This window comes from Priestia sp. KCTC 13724, assembly GCF_056820425.1.
The window spans coordinates 17,946-37,734 of sequence record NZ_JBXDLD010000171.1; the positions used below are offsets into that span (position 1 = coordinate 17,946).

The following is a 19,789-nucleotide window of genomic DNA, read 5'->3' on the forward strand; positions in this document are numbered from 1 at the left end:
GTTTATAATGTTTGGAGGGAAAATAGATGCGCGTAAACGTTACATTAGCTTGTACTGAAACTGGTGATCGTAACTACATCACAACTAAAAATAAGCGTAACAACCCAGATCGTCTTGAGTTGAAAAAATATAGCCCAAGACTTAAAAAAGTAACACTTCACCGTGAAACTAAGTAAGCAGTAGGAGAATATTCCTGCTGTTTTTTTTATATAAATATCAGTGTGAGGAGTGGAAAGATGAATAAAGCGGACATGCGACGTAAAATGAAGCAGACGTTATTGAGCTTATCGACAGCAGGTACATACAATGCAAAATCCATGTTGATTACAAAGCGGCTCTTAGATACTACCTGGTGGAAAGATGCTGATGTAATTGCAATAACCATTTCTAGAGGACAAGAAGTAGATACAAAACGACTAATTGAAACAGCTTGGTCTCAAGGAAAAACTATCGCTGTTCCAAAGTGCATTTCCGAGCAAAATGAAATGATTTTTCGGAAAATTACATCTTTCTCTCAGCTAGAAGTTGTATATTTTAATTTGCAGGAACCCATTGAATTACAAACAGAGCTTATTAAAAAGAGTGAAATTGATCTCATTCTTGTACCAGGTGTCGTATTTAGTTCAAATGGTTATCGAATTGGATATGGAGGAGGCTATTATGATCGCTTTCTCGTCGATTATGAACAAATGAAGGTAAGCTTGGCTTTTCATGAACAAATCGTACAACGTGTACCGGTTGAATCCCATGATATCCCGGTGGACGCTATTATTACAGATGAGGAGATTATACATTGTGCTCATAAATAGTTTTCTTATTTATGTAATCATTTGTTTTGTATCCTTTATAGGATATGTACTTCGTGTTTTGTCAAGGTCAGGTGCCATTATGGCTGCTGCTGTTGGTATTAGCATTTATATTGGTTTTGAATTAAAAGGTCTATTACTGTTAGGGATGTTTTTTGGAACATCTACGTTTTTTAGTCAATATAAAAAAGTCAAAAAGAAACTAGTGGAAGAAAAAGTAGCTAAGCATGATCAGCGTGATCATATACAGGTAGCTGCAAATGGTGGGGTTGCAGCGCTGAGTGCTCTTTTATTCTTTAGCTTTGAATCTCACGTCTTTCTAATGATGTTTGCCGTTAGTTTAGCAGCGGCTAATGCCGATACGTGGGCTTCTGAAATTGGCGTATTAAGTAAAAAAAAACCAGTCTTTATTTTAACCTTTAAACAGGTAGATCCAGGAACGTCAGGAGCCATTTCGATACTTGGAACAGCAGCGGGTATCGGTGGATCTTTGATTATTGCAGCTACTGCTTTCTATGCTTTTCCCGAGTTATCAATTATAGAGTGCTTATTTATTAGTATGCTTGGCTTTTTAGGAAACCTTATTGATACGTTTTTAGGAGCGACAATTCAGCTAAGATACCGCTGTTCGGTCTGTTTTTTGCAAACTGAAAAAGAACAGCACTGTGGGATTCCAACTCTTTATGAAAAGGGATGGAATTACTGCAATAATGACGCTGTTAACTTGTTATCCGTTATGTTTGCTACAATTCTTGGAGGGATTTTTTTTATCTTATGTAAAGCCACGGGATAAAGTAGGTTAAACTGTGCATGCTAAATCGTAAGGAGGTTTAGCGAAATGAAACGTTTTATAGGATGGCTTAGTGTACTTTTAATCGGTTATGTTGTATATCAAATAAGATATCGTTTAGTTAACGTGTTTTTTCGTAATTCGTTTTTACGTAGCTTAGCAGTTCGTTCATTTTTTAATATGCCTTACGTGCGGGAGCGTTTAATGAATCAAGTGTTTCGCTAAATGCAACGCATAATAAAAGCACTTTATAAGTCCACTTATAAAGTGCTTTTATTATGCAGAGAAAAGATTGATTTTTTAAGGGTTTTTTGCGATGGTAATAAAGAGAAAATAATAGGGGGTGCATAATGGATGTCAGCCATGCAAGATTATTATTATTGGTCCTTGGTTCATGCAGTACAACATAATAAAGAATGTTCGATTATACATACGAATCGTGATGGAACAGAAGTGTGGTTTGATTGTAAAGTACACGGTGAAAAAACAACGTTTCGAGTGGCGCGTAAAAGCTTTAGCTGGGAGAACGATCTTCAAAAAGATCAAGTGCTAGCGTTCGAGCGTGCTGAGGGACTACGAAAGCAACGGTTTCAGCGTAGAATAATCTTTCATAATATATACATAATAGATTTTGAACCTTTGCAATACGATGGAAGAGAGCAAAAAGATCTTCAGTTAAAAAAGGTGAAGGTGAAATTAGAAAGGTATGTGGGAGAGCAAGTTTATGAAATAGAGTCGCTATTTTCACATTTAGACTTAGCAGTACCAAATGTTGAAGGGTATTCAGAAGAACAATTTCTTCATCAAGCTCATCAAATACGCTATGAAGTGTTAAGTCAGATGAATACAGAGCGTAAAGAAGAAGAGAGGTTGTTTCAATATGGAAAGCCTTTCTTTACATACATTTTTCTTGTTGCTCAAATTTTAATGTTTCTATTTTTAGAGTGGAAAGGAAGTAGCGAAGATCCGTTAACTCTCATTGAGTATGGTGCAAAGTACAATCCTCTTATTTTAGAGGGAGAGTGGTGGCGTTTCTTTACGCCAATCATTATACATATTGGTGTTTTTCATCTATTAATGAACAGCTTAGCTCTTTATTATTTAGGAACGTTAGTAGAAAGAATGTATGGTAGCGCACGCTTTTTGTTCATCTATACAGCAGCAGGCTTTGCAGGCGTTTTAGGAAGCTTTGTATGGACTTCAAACTTATCAGCAGGAGCTTCAGGCGCAATATTTGGCTGCTTTGGTGCGCTACTTTTTTTAGCACGTACAAATCCAAGAGTCTTCTTTCGGACAATTGGTTATAATGTGTTAGCTCTTATCGTCATTAACCTTATCTTTGGTTTAGTAGTACCAGGAATTGATAATGCAGGACATATCGGTGGGCTTGTTGGTGGATTCTTAGCTGCCAGCATTGTTAGTTTGCCGAAAAAACCAAAGTTATACGTACAGATACCAGCATTTGTATCAACCGTATTGCTCGTACTGGGCTTGTTATACTATGGTTTTTCTATTCGAACAACAACAGCAGACGAGCCCTACGCTCTCAGCTTAGCAAGCGAGTATATTAAACAAAAAAAATATGAAGTAGCAATTAAATCGTTAGATAGCTTTGTAGAACGGGATACAAACAATGCATTGATTTACTATTTAAGAGGATATGCTTACACTGAACTAAAAGAATATGAACGAGCGGAACAAGAGCTAAAAGAATCTGTGAGGTTAGACTCTAACTTTCATGAAGGCTACTACTACTTAGCTCTATTGAATGCAGAGTTAAACCATGTGGATGAAGCGAAGGAAAACGTAGAAAAGGCATTAGAAATAGAACCAGCTAACAAAGAATATCAAGATTTACAACGGAAATTAAATTGATAAAAATAGACAGAGTACTTAAGATTTTCTGCTTTACTATTGTGAGAACGTTTACTAAAATAAACTAGATAGGATTAAATGGTCTCATTATTTTATGACTATATGCAGGTGAAGAGATGAACACGTTATACGATGTGCAACAACTTTTAAAATCGTTTGGAATTGTTATATATATTGGTAATCGTCAAGCTGATATAGAGTTAATGGAAACAGAGATACGAGAGCTATATCAATCAAAGTTGATTGAAACACAAGATTATCAAATGGCAATTTTATTGCTTAGACAAGAATTACAAAAACAAAAGGAAAAAGGATGAGTAAAAAAATGGATGATAAATGGTTAGTTGGTGTTGACTTAGGCGGTACAACAATTAAGATGGCTTTTGTTAATCAATACGGAGAAGTGATTCATAAATGGGAAATTCCAACGGATATTAGCGAACAAGGGCGAAAAATCCCAACGGATATTGCAAAAGCAATCGACAAAGAAGTCGTGAACTTAGGAGAAAGCAAGTCGAAACTTATGGGGATTGGTATCGGTGCTCCAGGTCCAGTGAATTTTGCAAACGGTTCGATTGAAGTAGCAGTTAACTTAGGGTGGGAAAAATTCCCTATTAAAGATATTCTAGAAGTGGAAACTTCTTTGCCTGTAGTAGTGGACAATGATGCAAACATTGCGGCAATTGGTGAAATGTGGAAAGGTGCAGGAGACGGAGCGAAAGATTTACTATGCGTAACGCTTGGAACAGGTGTAGGAGGAGGGGTTATTGCAAACGGTGAAATCGTTCAAGGAGTAAACGGTGCGGCTGGTGAAATTGGACATATTACATCGGTGCCTGAGGGTGGAGCGCCATGTAACTGTGGGAAAACAGGCTGTTTAGAAACAATTGCTTCTGCAACAGGTGTTGTTCGATTAGCGATGGAAGCAGTGGTGAATACGGATAAGTCAAGCACCCTTCGTACACTTCTAGATGAGCATGATCAAATTACTGCTAAAGACGTTTTTGATGCTGCCCGTGCAAACGATGAATTAGCTGGAGAAGTGGTTGACAAAGTGGCGTTTCATTTAGGACTAGCACTTGCAAATTCGGCTAACGCATTGAACCCCGAGAAAATTGTCCTTGGAGGCGGTGTATCACGTGCAGGAGATGTGTTGCTCGATCCAGTGAAGTCTTACTTTAAAAAGTTTGCGTTCCCAAGAGTAGCTGAAGGAGCAGAGTTGGCAATTGCTACACTTGGTAATGATGCAGGAATTATTGGTGGGGCATGGTTAGTTAAAACATATGTATAAATAGGCGTAAACTAAAAAAAGAGAATGGTAGACGGTTCTACCACTCTCTTTTTTATGTAAAATAAAAGAAGGATTATCTTATCTCTTTGGTAAATTATCTTAATTATGTTTTTTGAAACTTTTTAGAAGAAAAAACGTAGAAAAAGAGAAGTATCTAATCTGATTATAACATTTCAATTATAAAGGTAATATGTTATAAATTATTTGCTTTTTTGTAAAAAAAACATTAAGATTAGGGTCGTTATATGACATTTACGGTGTCTGAAAACAGTGGATAAGGAGGTCCTTGATGAAAGACAAAATTTCATTGTCAAAGTTGTCGTTTATTCTTACTGCTGTCGTTTTGCTTTGGATAAAAACATATATTGTTTATAAAACACAGTTTGATATTACAATTGAGAATTCGACACAAGAGTTTCTATTGTTTATAAACCCACTGAGCTTTTTATTGCTTATTCTAGGGGCAGGTTTATTCTTTAAAACACGTAAAGGAGCTAAGGCTTACGTTTTAACTACTAGTTTCATAGTTTCCTTTATTTTATTTGCAAACGTAATGTTCTATCGTTTCTTTAATGATTTCTTAACGTTACCCGTTCTTTTTCAAACAAGTAACATGGGAGACTTAGGAAATAGTGCGTTTGAGTTGTTTAAATTGACGGATGTTTTAATGTTCGTAGACGTAATTTTCCTAGCAGTCCTTGCTTCTTTATTTAAAGCAAACAATAAAGTAGACGAGCCGACTACTCGTAAAACAAGGTTTGCTTTTTATATTGCAGTGGTGGCCGTATTTATTTCAAACTTGGCTTTAGCTGAAACAGAACGTCCAGAACTATTAACTCGTGCATTTGATCGTGAAATGCTGGTGAAAAATATCGGTACGTACAACTATCATATTTACGATATTGTACTGCAGTCAAAGACAAAAGCCCAACGAGCATTTGCTGATAGTAGCGAATTTGTTGAAACAGAAAATTATTTAAAAGCAAATCAAAAAGAGCCAAACCCTGATATGTTTGGAAAAGCAAAAGGGAAAAACGTAATTGTTGTTTCACTAGAGTCTACTCAAAGTTTTGTTGTAAATAATACGATAAACGGTGAAGAAGTTACGCCGTTTTTGAATGACTTTATTGAAGAGAGCTATTACTTTGATAATTTCTATCACCAAACAGGACAAGGAAAGACTGCTGATAGTGAGTTCTTATTAGACAATTCACTGTACCCACTAGGGCGTGGATCGGTATTCTTTACGCATGGAACTAATGAATTTAATGCAACGCCTGAAATATTAAAAGAAGAAGGTTACTATTCTGCTGTTTTCCACGCAAATAACAGTAGCTTCTGGAACCGAGATATTGTATACCCTAACTTTGGTTACGATCGATTCTTTAATATTAATGATTACAACGTAACAGATGAAAATTCTGTAGGATGGGGCTTAAAGGACAAAGAATTCTTTGAACAATCTGTGGAACACATGAAAACATTACCACAGCCTTTTTATTCAAAATTCATTACGTTAACAAACCACTTCCCATTTGAGCTAGATGAAGAAGATCGAATGGTTGATGAGTATGATTCAAACAGTCGCACGTTAAATCGCTACTTCCCAACATTACGTTATCAAGATGAAGCGTTTAAACAATTTATTCAAAAGTTAAAAGACGAAGGATTGTATGAGGATTCAATTATCGTTGTATATGGTGACCACTATGGTATTTCACAAAACCATAACGCAGCAATGGAAAAATATCTAGGAAAAGAAGTAACGCCTTATGTATGGACACAGCTACAGCGAGTGCCTATGGCGATTCATATTCCTGGAGAAACTGATAATAAAACAATCTCAAAAGTTTCAGGCCAAGTTGATTTAAAACCAACTATTTTACACTTATTAGGTATAACTACGGATAATCACGTTCAATTTGGAACAGATATGTTTTCAGAGGATAAGTTAGACTTTACTGTCCTTCGTGACGGAAGTTTTATTACAGATAAGTACGTGTATACTAGTGATAAATGTTACGATAAGTCTACTGAGCAGGAAACAGATAGAAGTAACTGTGAACCTTATATGGAAAAAGCAAAGCAAGAGTTAGATTACTCCGACCAGATTGTATATGGAGATCTTCTACGTTTCTATGATGGAACAACTTATCGTCCAGATAAAAAGCAAGAAGAAACTGATAAGAAATAAGAAAAAAGAGACTGAGACATAAGTAGTTCAGTCCTTACTATACCTGAACGATTGAGAGTTCATAACTTTTAATCGTTCAGGTTTTTTGTTGATTGTGAAAACAATGTTGGAAACAGAGTGGAATGGAGCGTAGGACACTCGACTCCTGCGGGAAAGAGAGGAAAACGGAGATCCCGCAGCGCAGCGAGGAAGCTCAGGTTCCTCCCCGCGGAAAGCGAGTGGCCGTAGCGCAATGGAACGAACGTGTTGAGACAAATCAAAGAGATGGGAACAGCTAGTGTTCGTCTTTTAGAAGCAATCATTTTGTTATGTCCCAAACTCTTTTTTTGTTCATTCTCTATCATAGTTTTAACATATAGATAATAAAGAGGAGCGTGATATGATGACCATTGTGAATGAATGTATTCCTTATAACTATGAGCGAACGATAACTGACCTCTATCGATTAATTTCTAAGTACCCTTATGGAAGGATTGAAAGTATTGGAAGAAGCGTACTTGGAAAACAGATTCCACATCTACTCATTGGTCATGGAAGCCATGTTGTACATATAAATGCTTCATTTCATGCGAACGAGTGGATTACAACAAACGCACTAATGAAATTTCTAGAAACGTATTTACGAGCCATTTATCGAGGAGAACGCGTTGCTGGAATTGATGCTCAGCTTTTATATGAAAATATTACTTTGTCTATTGTACCAATTGTAAATCCAGACGGTGTTAACTTAGTTATAGATGGAATTAATGCACATGAGGCGTACTCAGCGTTTATTCCTTATATAGGAAGGGAGGTTAATGATTTTCAGGGGTGGAAAGCAAACATTAGAGGGGTGGATTTAAATAATCAATTCCCTGCATATTGGGAGATTGAAAGAGAACGTAAAATTCCAAAGTCACCACACTTTCGAGATTTCCCTGGCTATGCTCCTTTATCTGAACCTGAGGCTAAAGCGATGGTTCAGGTTGCAAAACGATATCAATTTGACTGTGTAATTGCGCTGCATACCCAAGGTGAAGAGTTTTACTGGGGATATATGAACAAAGAGCCAATGGAAGCGAAAGAGATGGCGGAGTATTTTGAGAAAGTGAGCGGATACCGAGCAGTGAGAACAATTGATAGTCACGCGGGGTATAAGGATTGGTTCATTCTTGAAACTGGAAAGTTAGGCTTCACGCTTGAACTTGGTAAAGGAATTAACCCAATTCCTTTATCGCAGTTTCACATTTTATATCCAAAAACAGAATCAATTCTTGCTAATGCAATGAATATCCTTGCATGTAAATAAAATATAATCGTAATAAAAGCGCCTATCAAAGAGGCGCTTTTATTTATACTCATTCGTTAATGAGCTGCTGGATATCCATGATGTAAAATAGTCATAACCGTAAACCAACCAAATACAGCAAACGTTGCCACAGCAAAGCCTACTCCAAGGAAGTTTTTATTGCGCAAAGATGAAATAGCGGCAAAAATACCTAATAATGTTGTTAAGCCTAATATAATCATTAGTCCCATGAAACAACCTCCTTATTTGTAAGGATTGAAAGTAAAGCGCTAACATACTTCTAACTTCTTTATTGTAAAACTTTTCTAATGATTTGTCGAGGTGGAAAATTAGCAAAACAATGTTCTAGGGTTTTCATTTCCCTAGATTTATGTGTATGATAAAGCATAGAGACAATGAACTGAGAAAGATAAGGAGGCGCTGCTGATGAAATATCATCGCGTACCATTAGGACCTATACAAACAAACTGTTATTTACTTGTGAATGATGACAAAGAATGCTTAATTGTTGACCCAGGCGGCGAAGGAAAAAAACTTATTCAACTCATACATAAGCAACAATATAAACCACAAGCAGTGGTATTAACTCATGCGCACTTTGATCATATTGGTGGAGTGGATGAAGTAGCATCACATTTCTCTATCCCTATATATGTTCATAAAAAAGAAAAATCTTGGTTAAAAGACCCAGCAGTAAATGGTTCCACTTTTTTTGGTCTAGGAGAAGTAACTGTTCAATCTGATGTGACGCTGTTTGCCGGAGAGGGCAGCACAACAATTGGGTCATTTTCGTTTGAATTATATGAAACGCCAGGTCACTCGCCAGGGAGCGTATCTCTTTACTTTAAAGAAGCAGAGTTAGTTATTTCAGGAGATGCACTGTTTGAAGGAAGTGTTGGGCGTACCGATTTACATGATGGAAATCATGAACAGTTGCTGAAGAGCATTCATACAAAGCTTTTGGTACTGCCTGAAGAAACGTTAGTTTTATCTGGGCATGGTGGAGAAACAACAATTGGTCAGGAAATGGATCACAATCCGTTTTTAAATGGATTTTAAAAAAGAAGCAGCGATGAATCCATCGCTGCTTCTTTTTTATCATTATTGTCCGCCTGGCGTCATCATAAATGTACTCCAGTAAGTAAACCCTACAAAGAATACTGTTAAATAAGCACCAAACACATAGATGTACATACGTTCTGATAGTTTTAAATAGCTTAGTAAGACAAAAAAACCTGTTTGAGCTAAAAAGAGCAAGGATGTTTGTGGCATATGTCCAAGGTAAAACATGACTGCAAAGATCCCTGTCCAAAACCCCATTACACGGTACATACGTTCCATGTTTGTTGCCTCCTTTATCCCACTTGTCAATTATTAATTATAAAGTACAATTTATCCAATTGTAAATATAATCTAAGCATGCTTGTTGAAATTGTGTAGAAAGATAAGTAATTCTTTTCCATTATAGTACATTTATTGTTTGATGAAAACGTTATCTTTTTTGTTCAGCGAATCTTTTTGAAAAAAAGCATAAAAATAAAACAAAATAGTGTACAATAGTTATACAAAACATGTACTATGTGTATAAATTGATTAAACGACCTTACAGGAGGATATAAAATGGAATCAGTTATGTTTTATACGTATCCAAGTTGTACATCTTGTCGTAAGACGAAAAAATGGCTTGTAAAGCAAGAAGTTAATTTCAATCAGCGCCACCTCTTTCGCGAAACTCCTACTTATGAAGAGATGCTTGAATTATTATCAATGACAACTAAAGGTATTGATGAAATTTTAGCTAAGCGGAGTCAAGAATATAAAAATTTAGATGTCGATGTAGAAAGCATGACGATTTCGGAAGTCGTTCATTTGTTAATGGAGCAACCAAGACTTCTTAGAAGACCCATTTTAACAGATGGTAAAAAGCTTGTAGTAGGATACAATGAATCCGCGTTAAAAAACCTCGTAAAAAAGCAAAAAAAGGTTTCATCAATGGTGGGATGATGAGAGTTGTTATGGTAGATGGATAAGCGATAACGATTGAAGGTAAATAAATCGTTATCGTTTTTTTATGCTTTATGAAAAAATTAGTTCCGAGCCAATCGTTTAAAAAGAAAGAAAAAATTTTAAAAAAGAAGGAATTTCACTAAATAAGTCGAATTTCAACTAACACTACCAAGAAATATGCTTAAATATGACAGAATAAGGAGAGATGCTCATTGAATGAAATTGAACAATTAGCCACACGCATGATTCGTGAAGCATGTGAGATGAAGAGCTCGGATATTCACATTATCCCTCGAGCTAGAGATGCCATAATTCAGCTAAGAGTTGATCAAGATTTGGTTGCTCATCAAACGCTCCCAAAAGAGGTATCTGAACGACTCATTTCCCACTTTAAATTTTTAGGGAGCATGGATATTGGTGAAAGACGAAAGCCTCAAAATGGTGCACTGTCTACAATAATCGATCATATTAAAGTTAATCTACGTTTATCCACTTTACCTACATTGCAGGATGAAAGTCTCGTTATTCGTGTATTACCCCAAACGCAAACAACTTCTCTTAAATATTTATCACTTTTTCAAAATCATACCAAAAAACTTATTTCACTGCTTAAGCATTCACATGGATTAATTGTGTTTACTGGGCCAACAGGATCCGGTAAAACAACAACTTTGTATACGTTACTTCATGAGGTCAACCATTTATTAAATCGAAATGTCATTACGCTTGAAGATCCAATTGAACAGCAGAGTGAAAAAGTACTGCAGGTACAAGTGAATGAACGAGCTGGCATCACGTATGCAACAGGTTTAAAAGCAATTTTACGTCATGACCCTGATATTATTATGGTCGGGGAAATCCGCGACGCTGAAACAGCTCAAATTGCGGTTCGCGCAGCTTTAACCGGTCATTCTGTTAGGATAATAAGACAATGCAAGCGTAGAAATGACTCAATAAAACTCGATTTCTACAATTTCTACACTTTCAAATCGTGGTCGTGGACTAATCTTGTCTACGACTATTTTTTTGACTAATAATTGTAGCATCATCTTTTTCTCAATAGCGGTTAGGGTTTTCCAGTTAGTTCGAATCTCTTGTAGGATTGTTTTAAATTCGATGGGATCCATTGAGTTAGTTGCAGGTTTAATGTTATCAAGCTCTTCCCGAATTTTCGCTTCTGTTGTATTTTCTTCTTCCATACGAGCTGAAAAATCTTCATCATCAATCATATTGTTTACCCAGGCGTATTGCCATTTCTTTCTGCGCTGCTCAATAGCACGCAAATCTTTTTCTAACAGCATGATTTGTTCTTGAGTTTCTTTTTGGTCATCTACTGGATTAAGATCTTGAATATCATCTTGATCAATTTCAATTTCTTGTAAATAATTTAAAAAGTGACGCTCGATAAAAAGCTCAGACATATTACGTTGATCGCACAGTCCTAGGATTTGCTTTGAGCAATAATAGGAACGAGGACGATAAATTTTTTCACCACGCTTTGAATATCCATATTTACCAGAAAGAGGAGCACCACATCTAGCGCACTTTATGGTGCCAGAGAAAATAAATTCGCTAGTAGCTGCTTTAGGGTGTGCAGTTTTTCTTGCTGTAGCTATGCTTTGTACTTTATTAAAAGTGACAGGGTCAATGATTGCTGGTACAGAATTTTCCACTTCAAAATATTGATCATTGTGAACACGATAATTATAACGAATAGTACCAATGTAAGTAGGGTTTCTTAATATATATCCAATCTTAGAGCCGGTCCAATTGTTTCCGGATTTATTTAAGATATTAAGTGCATTTAACTCAAGCGCAATCTTATGCATACCTTTTCCAGACAAGTACATATTAAACATACGTTTAACAACGAGAGCTTCTGCTTCATTAACTATTAAACCTTTATTATCTTTGTCCAAGTCATATCCGTAAGGAGCTACATTGATAACCCATTGTCCTTCTCGAGCCTTTTGTTCCATACCCATTCTAACACGTTCGCTTAGGTTTTCACGTTCCCATTGAGCAAGAGCAGCAACGATAGTAATAAACATGCGCCCCATAGCTGTAGTAGTATCATAGACCTCAGTAGCAGATTTAAATTTACAGCCATGAGCATCAAAAATCTCAAGTAGCTTGTACAAATCTAAAACAGAACGAGTTAACCGATCTAACTTATAAACTAAGACACATTCAATTAACCCTTGTTCAATATGCTGAATCATGCGTTTTAGATTTGTACGCTCCATATCTTTAGCGCTTTGTCCATCATCAATATAAAAGTCAACTATCTCCCATCCTTGAGAGAGACAGTACGCTTTTAGACGCTCTGTTTGAGCACGAATAGAATAACCTTCTTTTGCTTGTTCTTCTGTAGATACACGAATATATAATGCTGTACGCATAAAAAATCAAGCCTCCTTTTGTGATTTACTGAAACCAGTAAGATAAGTGGAAACTATAGCTAGAAATTTTATATATGAAAAGCTAAGTACCTTTCCAATTCTCCCGGTTTTTTCTTTAAGTAGTAGGGAAGTACTGTCCTTTAAAAATCCTACTCCTGCAATAGCCACGTCATCTTTAGTAATAATTAATAATTCATCCCCATCCATAAACATGTTTGCGAGCTGAATCATTAGTCTATCGACAAAAGGATCTAGGGACAAATTTAAGAATGTATCAAACATATCTACCGGAAGTACAACAAACTCATTTTTGTTTTTTGGCTCTTTTTCAAAAAGCATAGGCTCGTAATCAATGATATTATCTACGTTTAAAAGGTTATATCTATCCAAAGATTTTAGTACTGGAATATCAATTAAAGTAAAATTTTCAAAGTTATTCATGAAAGTTAGCTCCTTAAAAGAATGTATGTTCGTATTTTAGTTTGAAAGAAAAGTCCTAATTAAAGGACCTTCTTGAAGTTTTTATTGGTCACAAGCAATTCCATCTCCATCACGGTCTAACTTTCTAGAGTATCCAGGTTCACCTTGACTAATTGGAGCAGCACCTGCAGCTTCTACTTCACCACAGTTTGCATAAAAAACATTAGTATTAGTAGATTGTGATGCTTCCTGTGCTGCTTTGTCTGCAGCGGCTTGTTGTTCAGCTTGTCGTTTTGCTTCAGCAGCAGCCTGAGCTTCTTGCTCGGCTTTACGAGCCTCTTCAGCTTTTCTTGCTTGCTCTTCTTGAGCTGCTTTTTCTTCTTCAGCTTTCTTTGCAACAGCGTCTTGTTCAGCTTTTCTTTTTTTAACCGCTTCATCAGAAATTGGAGTCAATACTACATTTGTTTGAAAGCTTTGTAATTTTATTGTATCTCCTTTTTTTAGCTCAATGTCTAAGTCATTATACATAAGAGGTGGATTTAGCTGCGTCCCTAGTATTTCATTAACAACAGCATCTTGTTTTCCTTTTCTGTAAATAACAAAATTACCACCAGTTTCATCCTTAGTAGAAGCAATGTAGTTACCAGGTAAAATGTCTTTATCTACTGTGTAATCACCATTTTTAAAGGTTACAGGTTTATTAGGATCAATTTTCACACCAGTTTTAGATTCTTTTTCTTTCTTTTCGACTGAAATGTCATTTGTTGATGAAGTTGTTTCTGTTGTAACATTCTTTGTTGCAGGAACATTTGTAGAAGTCTCGTCTTCACCGTTAAAGAAGCTTATGATGAAAGATATTATGAATAAGTAAATTAAACTAGCTGTGATTTGTTTCCACCTTTTTTTAGAACGAAAACCTAGTATTTTTTGATAGAATTTTCTAGGCACTTTGGTGAATGTATTTTTCTTTTCACCCTCTAAAAACTTTTGGACATCTTTCCCTTGAGGACTCACAACGAAATCTTTTCCATCCAAGTGAAATATGGACTTTAATGTAAAGTGATCCACTTCACCATGTTTATTTTCTGGCCAAATTAATTCGCCTGTTTGTATAAGCTGTTTATTATCCATTAATTTATAAATAATAAGCTTGTCTTTCAGAAAGGCACCGTATTCACCAGAATTCCCTTTTTTTCCGATGCTGGCAGATTGGATTGACCAAGTATCCCAGTGTTTTTCTCTTATCAATCTTTGAGTTAATGCACTTTCAGATTCTTTCTTTTCATTTGACCCTTTCTTTTGACTCATTGAATACACTCCTTATATTGAACTATTAAAATCTCAAAAAAGTTTAAAAATAAGATATTTTACCAGTAAAAAAGATTAAAAAAATTTACTCACCTAACACTTTGAAATGGCAGGCAGCAAAGACCTAAATAATTGATTTCTCTTATATGCTTGTCGAGCTTGTATAGCACTTAATCTCGCTTCGCACACTTCAACAGGGACCCCAAATAGTTCTGAAGCATGTTTTAAAGAATCTTCACCAGATTTTAAATACTTTAACATATGATAGGGAATTGCAGCATATTTAACAAAGTTTCTAGCCTCATATTCTTGCAATTCAAAAAACATTTGAGGCATTTTATCCTGAGTATAAACATGTCTCAAAACATGGCATAACTCATGATAAAAATTTTCTTTTTGATTTAAAGAATCGAGTCTGCTATCTAGGTGTATCAAATATGTTCCTGCCCATTTACCAGAAGCTGAATTTCTTGGGTGAGTACGAACTAAAAAACCAAACTTTTTGGATAGCTTTGATACTGTTAAATCTTCAGGACGCAGAATATTCCTTCTAATATATTCATTTGAAATCCATTCCTCTAGATGAGTAGGCACATATTCTAAATCCAATTAAAAACCTCCTAAAAATGTAGTGGTATAAGAAAGTATGTTCTCGTTTTTGATAAAAAAATAAGGCACTTTAGCACAAACAAGAACACGATCACATCCTAATCACTTTCTCAATCACTAACATGCTATAAAGCCTTATGTATTAAGGTGTGAAGAAATTGTTTTAATTCGAAATCCCAATCACTTTCTCACACAAAAACCAATCATTTTCCCAATCTATATTAATAACATCATTTATTAATAACAACAAAATAACTTTGAAGAAGAAGTAGTAGACACGTACGTAAATATCTCATGCATACAATTATTTTTTTACGTCTTGCTCTTTTTGCCAGAGGTAAAACTCAATTTCTTTTCTTATTTGATTTTTTAGTTCTTTGATTTCTTCTTCAGAAAGACCAGTTAGGTCATATCCCCAAAAACCATCGAGAACTTGTTCATCATCTTTAAGGGAGTCACCTTGAGGATCATCTGTGCGCCCAATAAGATAATCTACAGTTACGTCAAAATAATCAGCAATCTTTTTTGTCATATCAAAATCAGGTTGTCTATTTCCTTTTTCATAATTGGCATATGTGCCCCTATGAACTCCAAGTATTTTAGACATATCTTCTTGAGTTTTGTTTTTATCTTTACGAAGTTCTAATAACCGTTTATTAAACACTTTAGACACCTCACTCTCTTAAGTATTATAGCGTGTCAAAAAGAAACAATAAATAAATGTGTCAATTTGAATAAAAATCTGTTGACTTTGTGTCATTATGACGTTATTATTGATTCAAGTAGTCAAAATGACACAATGAACGAGGTGATTATATGAGAAATTGGCTTATCGAAATAAGAGGGAATCTCAGCCAACAATTTGTTGCCAATGAAGCCGGTATTGATAGAGGCTCTTATAGCAATATAGAGCTTGGTAAAAGAAACCCCTCAGTATCTACAGCGAAAAAAATAGCTCAAGTTTTAGATTTCGAATGGACAATTTTTTTTGAAGATGATGTCGTCGAAACGAAACAAAATGCATTGTGAATTTAAAAGGAGGCCTTAAAAGATGACCTGGCAAGAAATGCTCAAATATTGGTTCGTAATGACAACAGCTAACATATTCGTTTTAGGGTTAAGTGTTTACCTATTTCAAGAATCTATCAAATCAATTAAGCGTAAAGGTGGCATTCGAAAGTTACTTGCCCATTCCATATCACGTTCAACGTGGCATAGGCTATGGAACGATTAATCAAAGGAGGAATCAAAAGTGAATAAACCAAAAATGAATCAACCTTCAAAAGAAGCAATCCGCAACATGCTTGAATTTTTTATGAGAACTTCAGTACCACGTATCATGGCTGCAAGAGAAAAAGAAAAGACTGAAGTTGAAAAAGAAAAAGTTAAAATCGTCTAGCTCATTAAATAAATTGATAGCCTGCTATTTTAGGTTAACATGCAAGCTCGTCATAAAAACAGGGACGAAATATGGCTGTAATATCAGAAACTTACAATTGAATATGACAGGGAGAGGTAGTTATGAAAAGTAAAGCAAATTTAGGAGAAATCTTGAAAGAGCAAGGGAAAACTCAAGCAGAATTTGCAAAGGAAGTAGGATATGTTCAATCCACTATTTCAAAAATGATTACTGGGGATCGACCAGTTACTCAAGAGGCTAAGCCACTATTTGCAAGAGCTGTGGATAGCTTTAAGTTTTACATCGGCACGATGAAAGATACTACTGGCATTTCATTAACTCCTTACATGAACGGAGATCGAATACACAGGGATATTGCTTCTATGCGAATGCTCGTTGAGAAAGAACGTAGAGAAGCTATGGAGTATTGGAACAAAGATTTCTGGCACATACCAGCTGACCACGCTAATGAGATTGAGCGAGAAGAGGTTAGGCAGTTTGTAAAAGAGTATTCGGAGAAGCTTGCTGCTGAATTTAATTTACTTGGCGTTGTATGCGAAAGATATGACTTTTCCTTAAAAGAGATTGATCAGCAATTAGAAATGGCCTTGAAATCAAGGGGGTTAGTCAAGTGAGTGTACAAGCTGTAGACATCCATAATCAAGTAAAAAAATTAGAAGAAGCTGGATGGGCAATCATTGAATCAATCGATTTAAATATTGATATGCAGGAGTTGCAAGAAGAAGCTTTTGATACAGTACTTGCAGCTAGGAAAATTCAAAACCAGTCTTTAAGTCGCGTGGAACGACTTGTAGCAGATATGAAAAGTAAGGGTTTGGATGTTGATATAGTTCCTCGTTACCTCAAACTGAAGGAGGAGACAAGCTATGTATAAGATTCCAATGATGAAAGCTAGCGAAGTTAGTAAGTGGTGTAAGACATTGAAGGGTCACCCGGTTTTACTTTTAGATATTGAACGTAGAATTCGACAAAACGTACAGAGAAATAAAAAAACAGTCAGCTAATTGGGATAGCCAACTGTTCGTTTCGAATTACTAGATTGCAATTATAGTATACCACGTTACATAAGTGGACGACAAGCATTGTTCTTGTCGTCATGGTCAGGAAAACCCTTTATCTATCGGTCCGCAACCGTAAAGGCACAACTCATTTTCCTGATTATGACGATGCGAACAGCATCAGAAAGTAGGTGAATAACGTGCATTTAGAACATCCTGAAATCACTCAAGTAAATCGTACAGGCTATGCAAGTATGGTAGTTCATTCTGATCATGCTGGAGTTGATTATTTCGGAACTGAAATTCTTATCGGTGATGAAATTGTAAGTGATGATAACACAGGCGAAGTGGTCCTGAAAGAAGATTTGGAAAAGTACTTGGAAGAAGAGTACGGGTTTAAATTTACAACTGCAAAATAAAAAGCCTGCACGGATCAGGTGCAGACTTCAAATGAAATGTTTGTGAAATTGAATTACTTACAGTTTATTAAAAAACTTTATAAAAAGCAAGGAGTGAGTACATGCAAGCTCAGGTTTTAGCTTTCACGGAAGATATGAGTCGTGAAGATTGGTTGGAACAACGTACAAAAGGAATTGGTGGATCGGATGCATCAATTGTTCTAGGTCTTAATAAATGGAAAACACCTTTTGAATTGTGGCTTGAGAAATCAGGCCAAGTTATTCCTCAAGAATTGCAGAGTGATGCAGCTTATTTTGGCACATTACTAGAAGATTTAGTAGCCAAAGAATTTGAAAAGAGAACAGGTAAAAAAGTTCGTCGGAAAAATGCCATGCTTCAGCATCCAAAACACTCTTTTATCATTGCTAACGTTGATCGCATGATCGTTGGTGAAAAAGCGATTTTAGAATGCAAAACAACTTCTGCTTATAACGCAAAGGAATGGGAAAGTGAAGAGATTCCAGCTAACTATATTGTTCAAGTACAACATTATTTAGGGGTTCTTGGACCTGAATACAAAAAAGCGTACTTTGCTGTTTTAGTTGGAGGCAATAAGTTCATCTGGAAAGAGATTGAGCGTGATGATGAATTAATTGAAATTATCTTTTCGCAGGAGATTAATTTTTGGAATGAACATGTGAAAGCAAATGTGGCCCCTGCTTTAGATGGTTCGAGTGCAGCTGAACAATATTTGAAAGAACGTTACGCGGAATCAGACGAGCTGAAAACGGTAGATCTAAAGCCCGAGAACAACGATAGAATAGAGCAGTTTCTGTATTTGAAAAAATCTATAAAAGAGCTGGAAGCTCAAGCGAAGGAAATCGAAAATCAAATCAAATATGAAATGAAAGATGCTGAAATTGGAAGGGCGAAAAAATTTCAAACTAAATGGAAAACAACTGTATCTGGGCGTGTGGATACTAATTTACTTAAGGAAAAGTTCCCGGATATTTATCAGAAAGTATTGAAAGAAAGTCGCTCTAGACGTTTTAGCATTAAGGAGGTCAATTGAAGATGGCAACTAATCAATCTTTGAAGAATCAGATTGCAAACAAAAAAGATAGTGCTCAGGCGCCTGGCTCTGCACAATCATTAGGTCTTAAGGGATTATTGAATGCCCCCACTATGCAAAAAAAGTTTGAACAGGTATTAGATAAAAAAGCTCCACAGTTTATGGCATCTATTTTAAATCTTTACAACGGAGACGTTAGTCTTCAAGAGGCAGAGCCTATGTCCATTGTATCAAGTGCGATGGTAGCAGCTTCATTAGATTTACCGGTAGACAAGAACTTAGGATATGCCTGGATTGTAGCTTTTCGTGATAAGAACAAAGGTGGAGTAAAAGTTGCTCAATTTCAGCTTGGTTATAAAGGTTATATCCAATTAGCTTTACGTAGTGGACAATACAAAGCCATTAACGTTATTGAAGTACGTGAGGGCGAAATGAAAAGCTGGAATAGGTTAACAGAAGAAATTGAATTAGATCTTGATGCAGCTACGAGCGAAAAAGTAATTGGATATTGCGGCTATTTTAAATTAATTAACGGATTTGAAAAGACAGTTTATTGGACAAAAGAAGAAATTGAAACACATCGCGTTAAGTTCAACAAAGCTAAAGACAAAAAATCCTTAAATAATGTATGGAGATCAGATTATGATGCGATGGCTATGAAAACAGTCCTTCGTAACATGTTAAGTAAATGGGGCATCCTTTCTATTGATATGCAAAAAGCAATTATTGAAGAGGATAAGGAATTAGAGCGCAAAGACATTACAAGTGAGGTAGACCAATCGGAGAATACGATTGAAGCTACATCGGAAGTGATTGAAAGTAAAACTCCAACTGATGAGAAACCAAGCATTTTTGATGGAGAAGTCATTGACATTAAAGATGAGGACTTACCTTTCGATAAATGAGAGAA

Annotated in this window: 28 protein-coding genes and 1 pseudogene; 22 read left to right on the forward strand and 7 right to left on the reverse strand. The window is 35.8% G+C overall.

What is annotated here, in order from left to right:
* Positions 1-26: 26 nt before the first annotated feature.
* The 10 genes from rpmG (at position 27) to AC1UFB_RS19315 (ending at position 8,244) form a co-directional block, all read left to right on the forward strand.
* A complete protein-coding gene (gene rpmG, locus AC1UFB_RS19270; RefSeq protein ID WP_013059189.1) occupies positions 27-176 on the forward strand; it encodes a 50S ribosomal protein L33 in 150 nt (49 codons plus the stop codon).
* 60 nt (positions 177-236) lie between these two features.
* Positions 237-809, forward strand: coding sequence for a 5-formyltetrahydrofolate cyclo-ligase (locus AC1UFB_RS19275; RefSeq protein WP_061785789.1), 573 nt, complete (start codon positions 237-239; stop codon positions 807-809).
* Complete coding sequence (locus AC1UFB_RS19280) at positions 796-1,599, forward strand: DUF92 domain-containing protein (protein WP_326046393.1); 804 nt, start codon at positions 796-798, stop codon at positions 1,597-1,599. Before AC1UFB_RS19275 ends, AC1UFB_RS19280 begins: the two co-directional genes overlap by 14 nt.
* Before the next feature lie 45 nt (positions 1,600-1,644).
* Entirely contained in the window at positions 1,645-1,821 is a 177-nt protein-coding gene (locus tag AC1UFB_RS19285) for a hypothetical protein (protein ID WP_167556106.1), read from the forward strand.
* A 129-nt stretch (positions 1,822-1,950) separates the two neighbouring features.
* Positions 1,951-3,471: a rhomboid family intramembrane serine protease gene (locus AC1UFB_RS19290; RefSeq protein ID WP_482589760.1), complete on the forward strand. Its 1,521-nt coding sequence runs from the start codon at positions 1,951-1,953 to the stop codon at positions 3,469-3,471.
* 116 nt (positions 3,472-3,587) lie between these two features.
* Complete coding sequence (locus AC1UFB_RS19295; protein WP_025911569.1) at positions 3,588-3,788, forward strand: YqgQ family protein; 201 nt, start codon at positions 3,588-3,590, stop codon at positions 3,786-3,788.
* Between the two features lie 8 nt (positions 3,789-3,796).
* Entirely contained in the window at positions 3,797-4,762 is a 966-nt protein-coding gene (locus tag AC1UFB_RS19300; protein WP_025911568.1) for an ROK family glucokinase, read from the forward strand.
* Positions 4,763-5,051: 289 nt separating this feature from the next.
* Complete coding sequence (locus AC1UFB_RS19305; RefSeq protein ID WP_025911566.1) at positions 5,052-6,956, forward strand: LTA synthase family protein; 1,905 nt, start codon at positions 5,052-5,054, stop codon at positions 6,954-6,956.
* A 122-nt stretch (positions 6,957-7,078) separates the two neighbouring features.
* Positions 7,079-7,234, forward strand: coding sequence for a hypothetical protein (locus AC1UFB_RS19310; RefSeq protein WP_482589762.1), 156 nt, complete (start codon positions 7,079-7,081; stop codon positions 7,232-7,234).
* A 104-nt stretch (positions 7,235-7,338) separates the two neighbouring features.
* Entirely contained in the window at positions 7,339-8,244 is a 906-nt protein-coding gene (locus tag AC1UFB_RS19315) for a M14 family metallopeptidase (protein WP_025911565.1), read from the forward strand.
* A gap of 56 nt (positions 8,245-8,300) precedes the next feature.
* Here the strand turns inward: AC1UFB_RS19315 and AC1UFB_RS19320 are convergent, their stop codons facing one another.
* Positions 8,301-8,474: a DUF2759 domain-containing protein gene (locus AC1UFB_RS19320; protein ID WP_025911564.1), complete on the reverse strand. Its 174-nt coding sequence runs from the start codon at positions 8,472-8,474 to the stop codon at positions 8,301-8,303.
* A gap of 196 nt (positions 8,475-8,670) precedes the next feature.
* Between AC1UFB_RS19320 and AC1UFB_RS19325 the strand changes: the two genes are divergently transcribed.
* On the forward strand, positions 8,671-9,303 hold the full coding sequence (locus AC1UFB_RS19325) for an MBL fold metallo-hydrolase (protein WP_100346823.1): 633 nt from the start codon (positions 8,671-8,673) through the stop codon (positions 9,301-9,303).
* Between the two features lie 42 nt (positions 9,304-9,345).
* On the opposite strand, the gene AC1UFB_RS19330 is transcribed toward AC1UFB_RS19325, so the two are convergent.
* On the reverse strand, positions 9,346-9,585 hold the full coding sequence (locus AC1UFB_RS19330; RefSeq protein ID WP_025911561.1) for a DUF2626 domain-containing protein: 240 nt from the start codon (positions 9,583-9,585) through the stop codon (positions 9,346-9,348).
* A gap of 279 nt (positions 9,586-9,864) precedes the next feature.
* Here AC1UFB_RS19330 and AC1UFB_RS19335 point away from each other — a divergent pair, with 279 nt between their 5' ends.
* Positions 9,865-10,248: a Spx/MgsR family RNA polymerase-binding regulatory protein gene (locus AC1UFB_RS19335; protein WP_482589765.1), complete on the forward strand. Its 384-nt coding sequence runs from the start codon at positions 9,865-9,867 to the stop codon at positions 10,246-10,248.
* 215 nt (positions 10,249-10,463) lie between these two features.
* Positions 10,464-11,168: pseudogene (gene comGA / locus AC1UFB_RS19340) on the forward strand (competence type IV pilus ATPase ComGA); the annotation flags it as partial.
* 33 nt (positions 11,169-11,201) lie between these two features.
* Here the strand turns inward: comGA and AC1UFB_RS19345 are convergent.
* The 5 genes from AC1UFB_RS19345 to AC1UFB_RS19365 all read right to left on the reverse strand — a co-directional run bounded on the left by AC1UFB_RS19345 (position 11,202) and on the right by AC1UFB_RS19365 (position 15,663).
* A complete protein-coding gene (locus AC1UFB_RS19345) occupies positions 11,202-12,653 on the reverse strand; it encodes a recombinase family protein (RefSeq protein ID WP_482589767.1) in 1,452 nt (483 codons plus the stop codon).
* A 6-nt stretch (positions 12,654-12,659) separates the two neighbouring features.
* Complete coding sequence (locus AC1UFB_RS19350; RefSeq protein ID WP_482589769.1) at positions 12,660-13,094, reverse strand: hypothetical protein; 435 nt, start codon at positions 13,092-13,094, stop codon at positions 12,660-12,662.
* An 81-nt stretch (positions 13,095-13,175) separates the two neighbouring features.
* Positions 13,176-14,381, reverse strand: coding sequence for an excalibur calcium-binding domain-containing protein (locus tag AC1UFB_RS19355; RefSeq protein WP_482589771.1), 1,206 nt, complete (start codon positions 14,379-14,381; stop codon positions 13,176-13,178).
* A 93-nt stretch (positions 14,382-14,474) separates the two neighbouring features.
* Positions 14,475-14,990 (reverse strand): ImmA/IrrE family metallo-endopeptidase, encoded by a 516-nt coding sequence (locus AC1UFB_RS19360; protein ID WP_482589773.1) that lies wholly within the window; start codon positions 14,988-14,990, stop codon positions 14,475-14,477.
* 304 nt (positions 14,991-15,294) lie between these two features.
* The gene (locus tag AC1UFB_RS19365) at positions 15,295-15,663 is read right to left on the reverse strand and encodes a helix-turn-helix domain-containing protein (protein WP_482589775.1); all 369 of its coding nucleotides are present in this window, start codon (positions 15,661-15,663) and stop codon (positions 15,295-15,297) included.
* A gap of 143 nt (positions 15,664-15,806) precedes the next feature.
* On the opposite strand from AC1UFB_RS19365, the gene AC1UFB_RS19370 reads away from it, so the two are divergent.
* The 9 genes from AC1UFB_RS19370 to AC1UFB_RS19410 all read left to right on the forward strand — a co-directional run bounded on the left by AC1UFB_RS19370 (position 15,807) and on the right by AC1UFB_RS19410 (position 19,784).
* Positions 15,807-16,019 (forward strand): helix-turn-helix transcriptional regulator, encoded by a 213-nt coding sequence (locus tag AC1UFB_RS19370; RefSeq protein WP_482589777.1) that lies wholly within the window; start codon positions 15,807-15,809, stop codon positions 16,017-16,019.
* A 22-nt stretch (positions 16,020-16,041) separates the two neighbouring features.
* Positions 16,042-16,224, forward strand: a complete 183-nt coding sequence (locus AC1UFB_RS19375; RefSeq protein WP_482589779.1) for a hypothetical protein — start codon at positions 16,042-16,044, stop codon at positions 16,222-16,224.
* 18 nt (positions 16,225-16,242) lie between these two features.
* On the forward strand, positions 16,243-16,389 hold the full coding sequence (locus tag AC1UFB_RS19380) for a hypothetical protein (RefSeq protein WP_482589781.1): 147 nt from the start codon (positions 16,243-16,245) through the stop codon (positions 16,387-16,389).
* 122 nt (positions 16,390-16,511) lie between these two features.
* Positions 16,512-17,024: a helix-turn-helix domain-containing protein gene (locus tag AC1UFB_RS19385; RefSeq protein WP_482589782.1), complete on the forward strand. Its 513-nt coding sequence runs from the start codon at positions 16,512-16,514 to the stop codon at positions 17,022-17,024.
* Entirely contained in the window at positions 17,021-17,284 is a 264-nt protein-coding gene (locus tag AC1UFB_RS19390) for a hypothetical protein (protein WP_482589784.1), read from the forward strand. Before AC1UFB_RS19385 ends, AC1UFB_RS19390 begins: the two co-directional genes overlap by 4 nt.
* Positions 17,277-17,414 (forward strand): hypothetical protein, encoded by a 138-nt coding sequence (locus tag AC1UFB_RS19395; protein ID WP_482589786.1) that lies wholly within the window; start codon positions 17,277-17,279, stop codon positions 17,412-17,414. The genes AC1UFB_RS19390 and AC1UFB_RS19395 overlap by 8 nt, the downstream gene beginning before the upstream one ends.
* Positions 17,415-17,608: 194 nt before the next feature.
* The gene (locus AC1UFB_RS19400; protein WP_482589788.1) at positions 17,609-17,827 is read left to right on the forward strand and encodes a YqaI family protein; all 219 of its coding nucleotides are present in this window, start codon (positions 17,609-17,611) and stop codon (positions 17,825-17,827) included.
* A gap of 101 nt (positions 17,828-17,928) precedes the next feature.
* The gene (locus AC1UFB_RS19405) at positions 17,929-18,879 is read left to right on the forward strand and encodes a YqaJ viral recombinase family nuclease (protein ID WP_482589790.1); all 951 of its coding nucleotides are present in this window, start codon (positions 17,929-17,931) and stop codon (positions 18,877-18,879) included.
* A 2-nt stretch (positions 18,880-18,881) separates the two neighbouring features.
* A complete protein-coding gene (locus AC1UFB_RS19410; protein WP_207371775.1) occupies positions 18,882-19,784 on the forward strand; it encodes a recombinase RecT in 903 nt (300 codons plus the stop codon).
* Positions 19,785-19,789 lie beyond the last annotated feature (5 nt).

Bases quoted from the DNA above. Each gene is read 5' to 3' on its own strand.
- rpmG (WP_013059189.1), top strand. From the start codon at position 27: ATGCGCGTAAACGTTACATTAGCTTGTACTGAAACTGGTGATCGTAAC.
- AC1UFB_RS19275 (WP_061785789.1), top strand. From the start codon at position 237: ATGAATAAAGCGGACATGCGACGTAAAATGAAGCAGACGTTATTGAGC.
- AC1UFB_RS19285 (WP_167556106.1), top strand. From the start codon at position 1,645: ATGAAACGTTTTATAGGATGGCTTAGTGTACTTTTAATCGGTTATGTT.
- AC1UFB_RS19290 (WP_482589760.1), top strand. From the start codon at position 1,951: ATGTCAGCCATGCAAGATTATTATTATTGGTCCTTGGTTCATGCAGTA.
- AC1UFB_RS19295 (WP_025911569.1), top strand. From the start codon at position 3,588: ATGAACACGTTATACGATGTGCAACAACTTTTAAAATCGTTTGGAATT.
- AC1UFB_RS19300 (WP_025911568.1), top strand. From the start codon at position 3,797: ATGGATGATAAATGGTTAGTTGGTGTTGACTTAGGCGGTACAACAATT.
- AC1UFB_RS19305 (WP_025911566.1), top strand. From the start codon at position 5,052: ATGAAAGACAAAATTTCATTGTCAAAGTTGTCGTTTATTCTTACTGCT.
- AC1UFB_RS19310 (WP_482589762.1), top strand. From the start codon at position 7,079: ATGGAGCGTAGGACACTCGACTCCTGCGGGAAAGAGAGGAAAACGGAG.
- AC1UFB_RS19315 (WP_025911565.1), top strand. From the start codon at position 7,339: ATGACCATTGTGAATGAATGTATTCCTTATAACTATGAGCGAACGATA.
- AC1UFB_RS19320 (WP_025911564.1), bottom strand. From the start codon at position 8,474: ATGGGACTAATGATTATATTAGGCTTAACAACATTATTAGGTATTTTT.
- AC1UFB_RS19325 (WP_100346823.1), top strand. From the start codon at position 8,671: ATGAAATATCATCGCGTACCATTAGGACCTATACAAACAAACTGTTAT.
- AC1UFB_RS19330 (WP_025911561.1), bottom strand. From the start codon at position 9,585: ATGGAACGTATGTACCGTGTAATGGGGTTTTGGACAGGGATCTTTGCA.
- AC1UFB_RS19335 (WP_482589765.1), top strand. From the start codon at position 9,865: ATGGAATCAGTTATGTTTTATACGTATCCAAGTTGTACATCTTGTCGT.
- AC1UFB_RS19345 (WP_482589767.1), bottom strand. From the start codon at position 12,653: ATGCGTACAGCATTATATATTCGTGTATCTACAGAAGAACAAGCAAAA.
- AC1UFB_RS19350 (WP_482589769.1), bottom strand. From the start codon at position 13,094: ATGAATAACTTTGAAAATTTTACTTTAATTGATATTCCAGTACTAAAA.
- AC1UFB_RS19355 (WP_482589771.1), bottom strand. From the start codon at position 14,381: ATGAGTCAAAAGAAAGGGTCAAATGAAAAGAAAGAATCTGAAAGTGCA.
- AC1UFB_RS19370 (WP_482589777.1), top strand. From the start codon at position 15,807: ATGAGAAATTGGCTTATCGAAATAAGAGGGAATCTCAGCCAACAATTT.
- AC1UFB_RS19375 (WP_482589779.1), top strand. From the start codon at position 16,042: ATGACCTGGCAAGAAATGCTCAAATATTGGTTCGTAATGACAACAGCT.
- AC1UFB_RS19385 (WP_482589782.1), top strand. From the start codon at position 16,512: ATGAAAAGTAAAGCAAATTTAGGAGAAATCTTGAAAGAGCAAGGGAAA.
- AC1UFB_RS19395 (WP_482589786.1), top strand. From the start codon at position 17,277: ATGTATAAGATTCCAATGATGAAAGCTAGCGAAGTTAGTAAGTGGTGT.
- AC1UFB_RS19405 (WP_482589790.1), top strand. From the start codon at position 17,929: ATGCAAGCTCAGGTTTTAGCTTTCACGGAAGATATGAGTCGTGAAGAT.
- AC1UFB_RS19410 (WP_207371775.1), top strand. From the start codon at position 18,882: ATGGCAACTAATCAATCTTTGAAGAATCAGATTGCAAACAAAAAAGAT.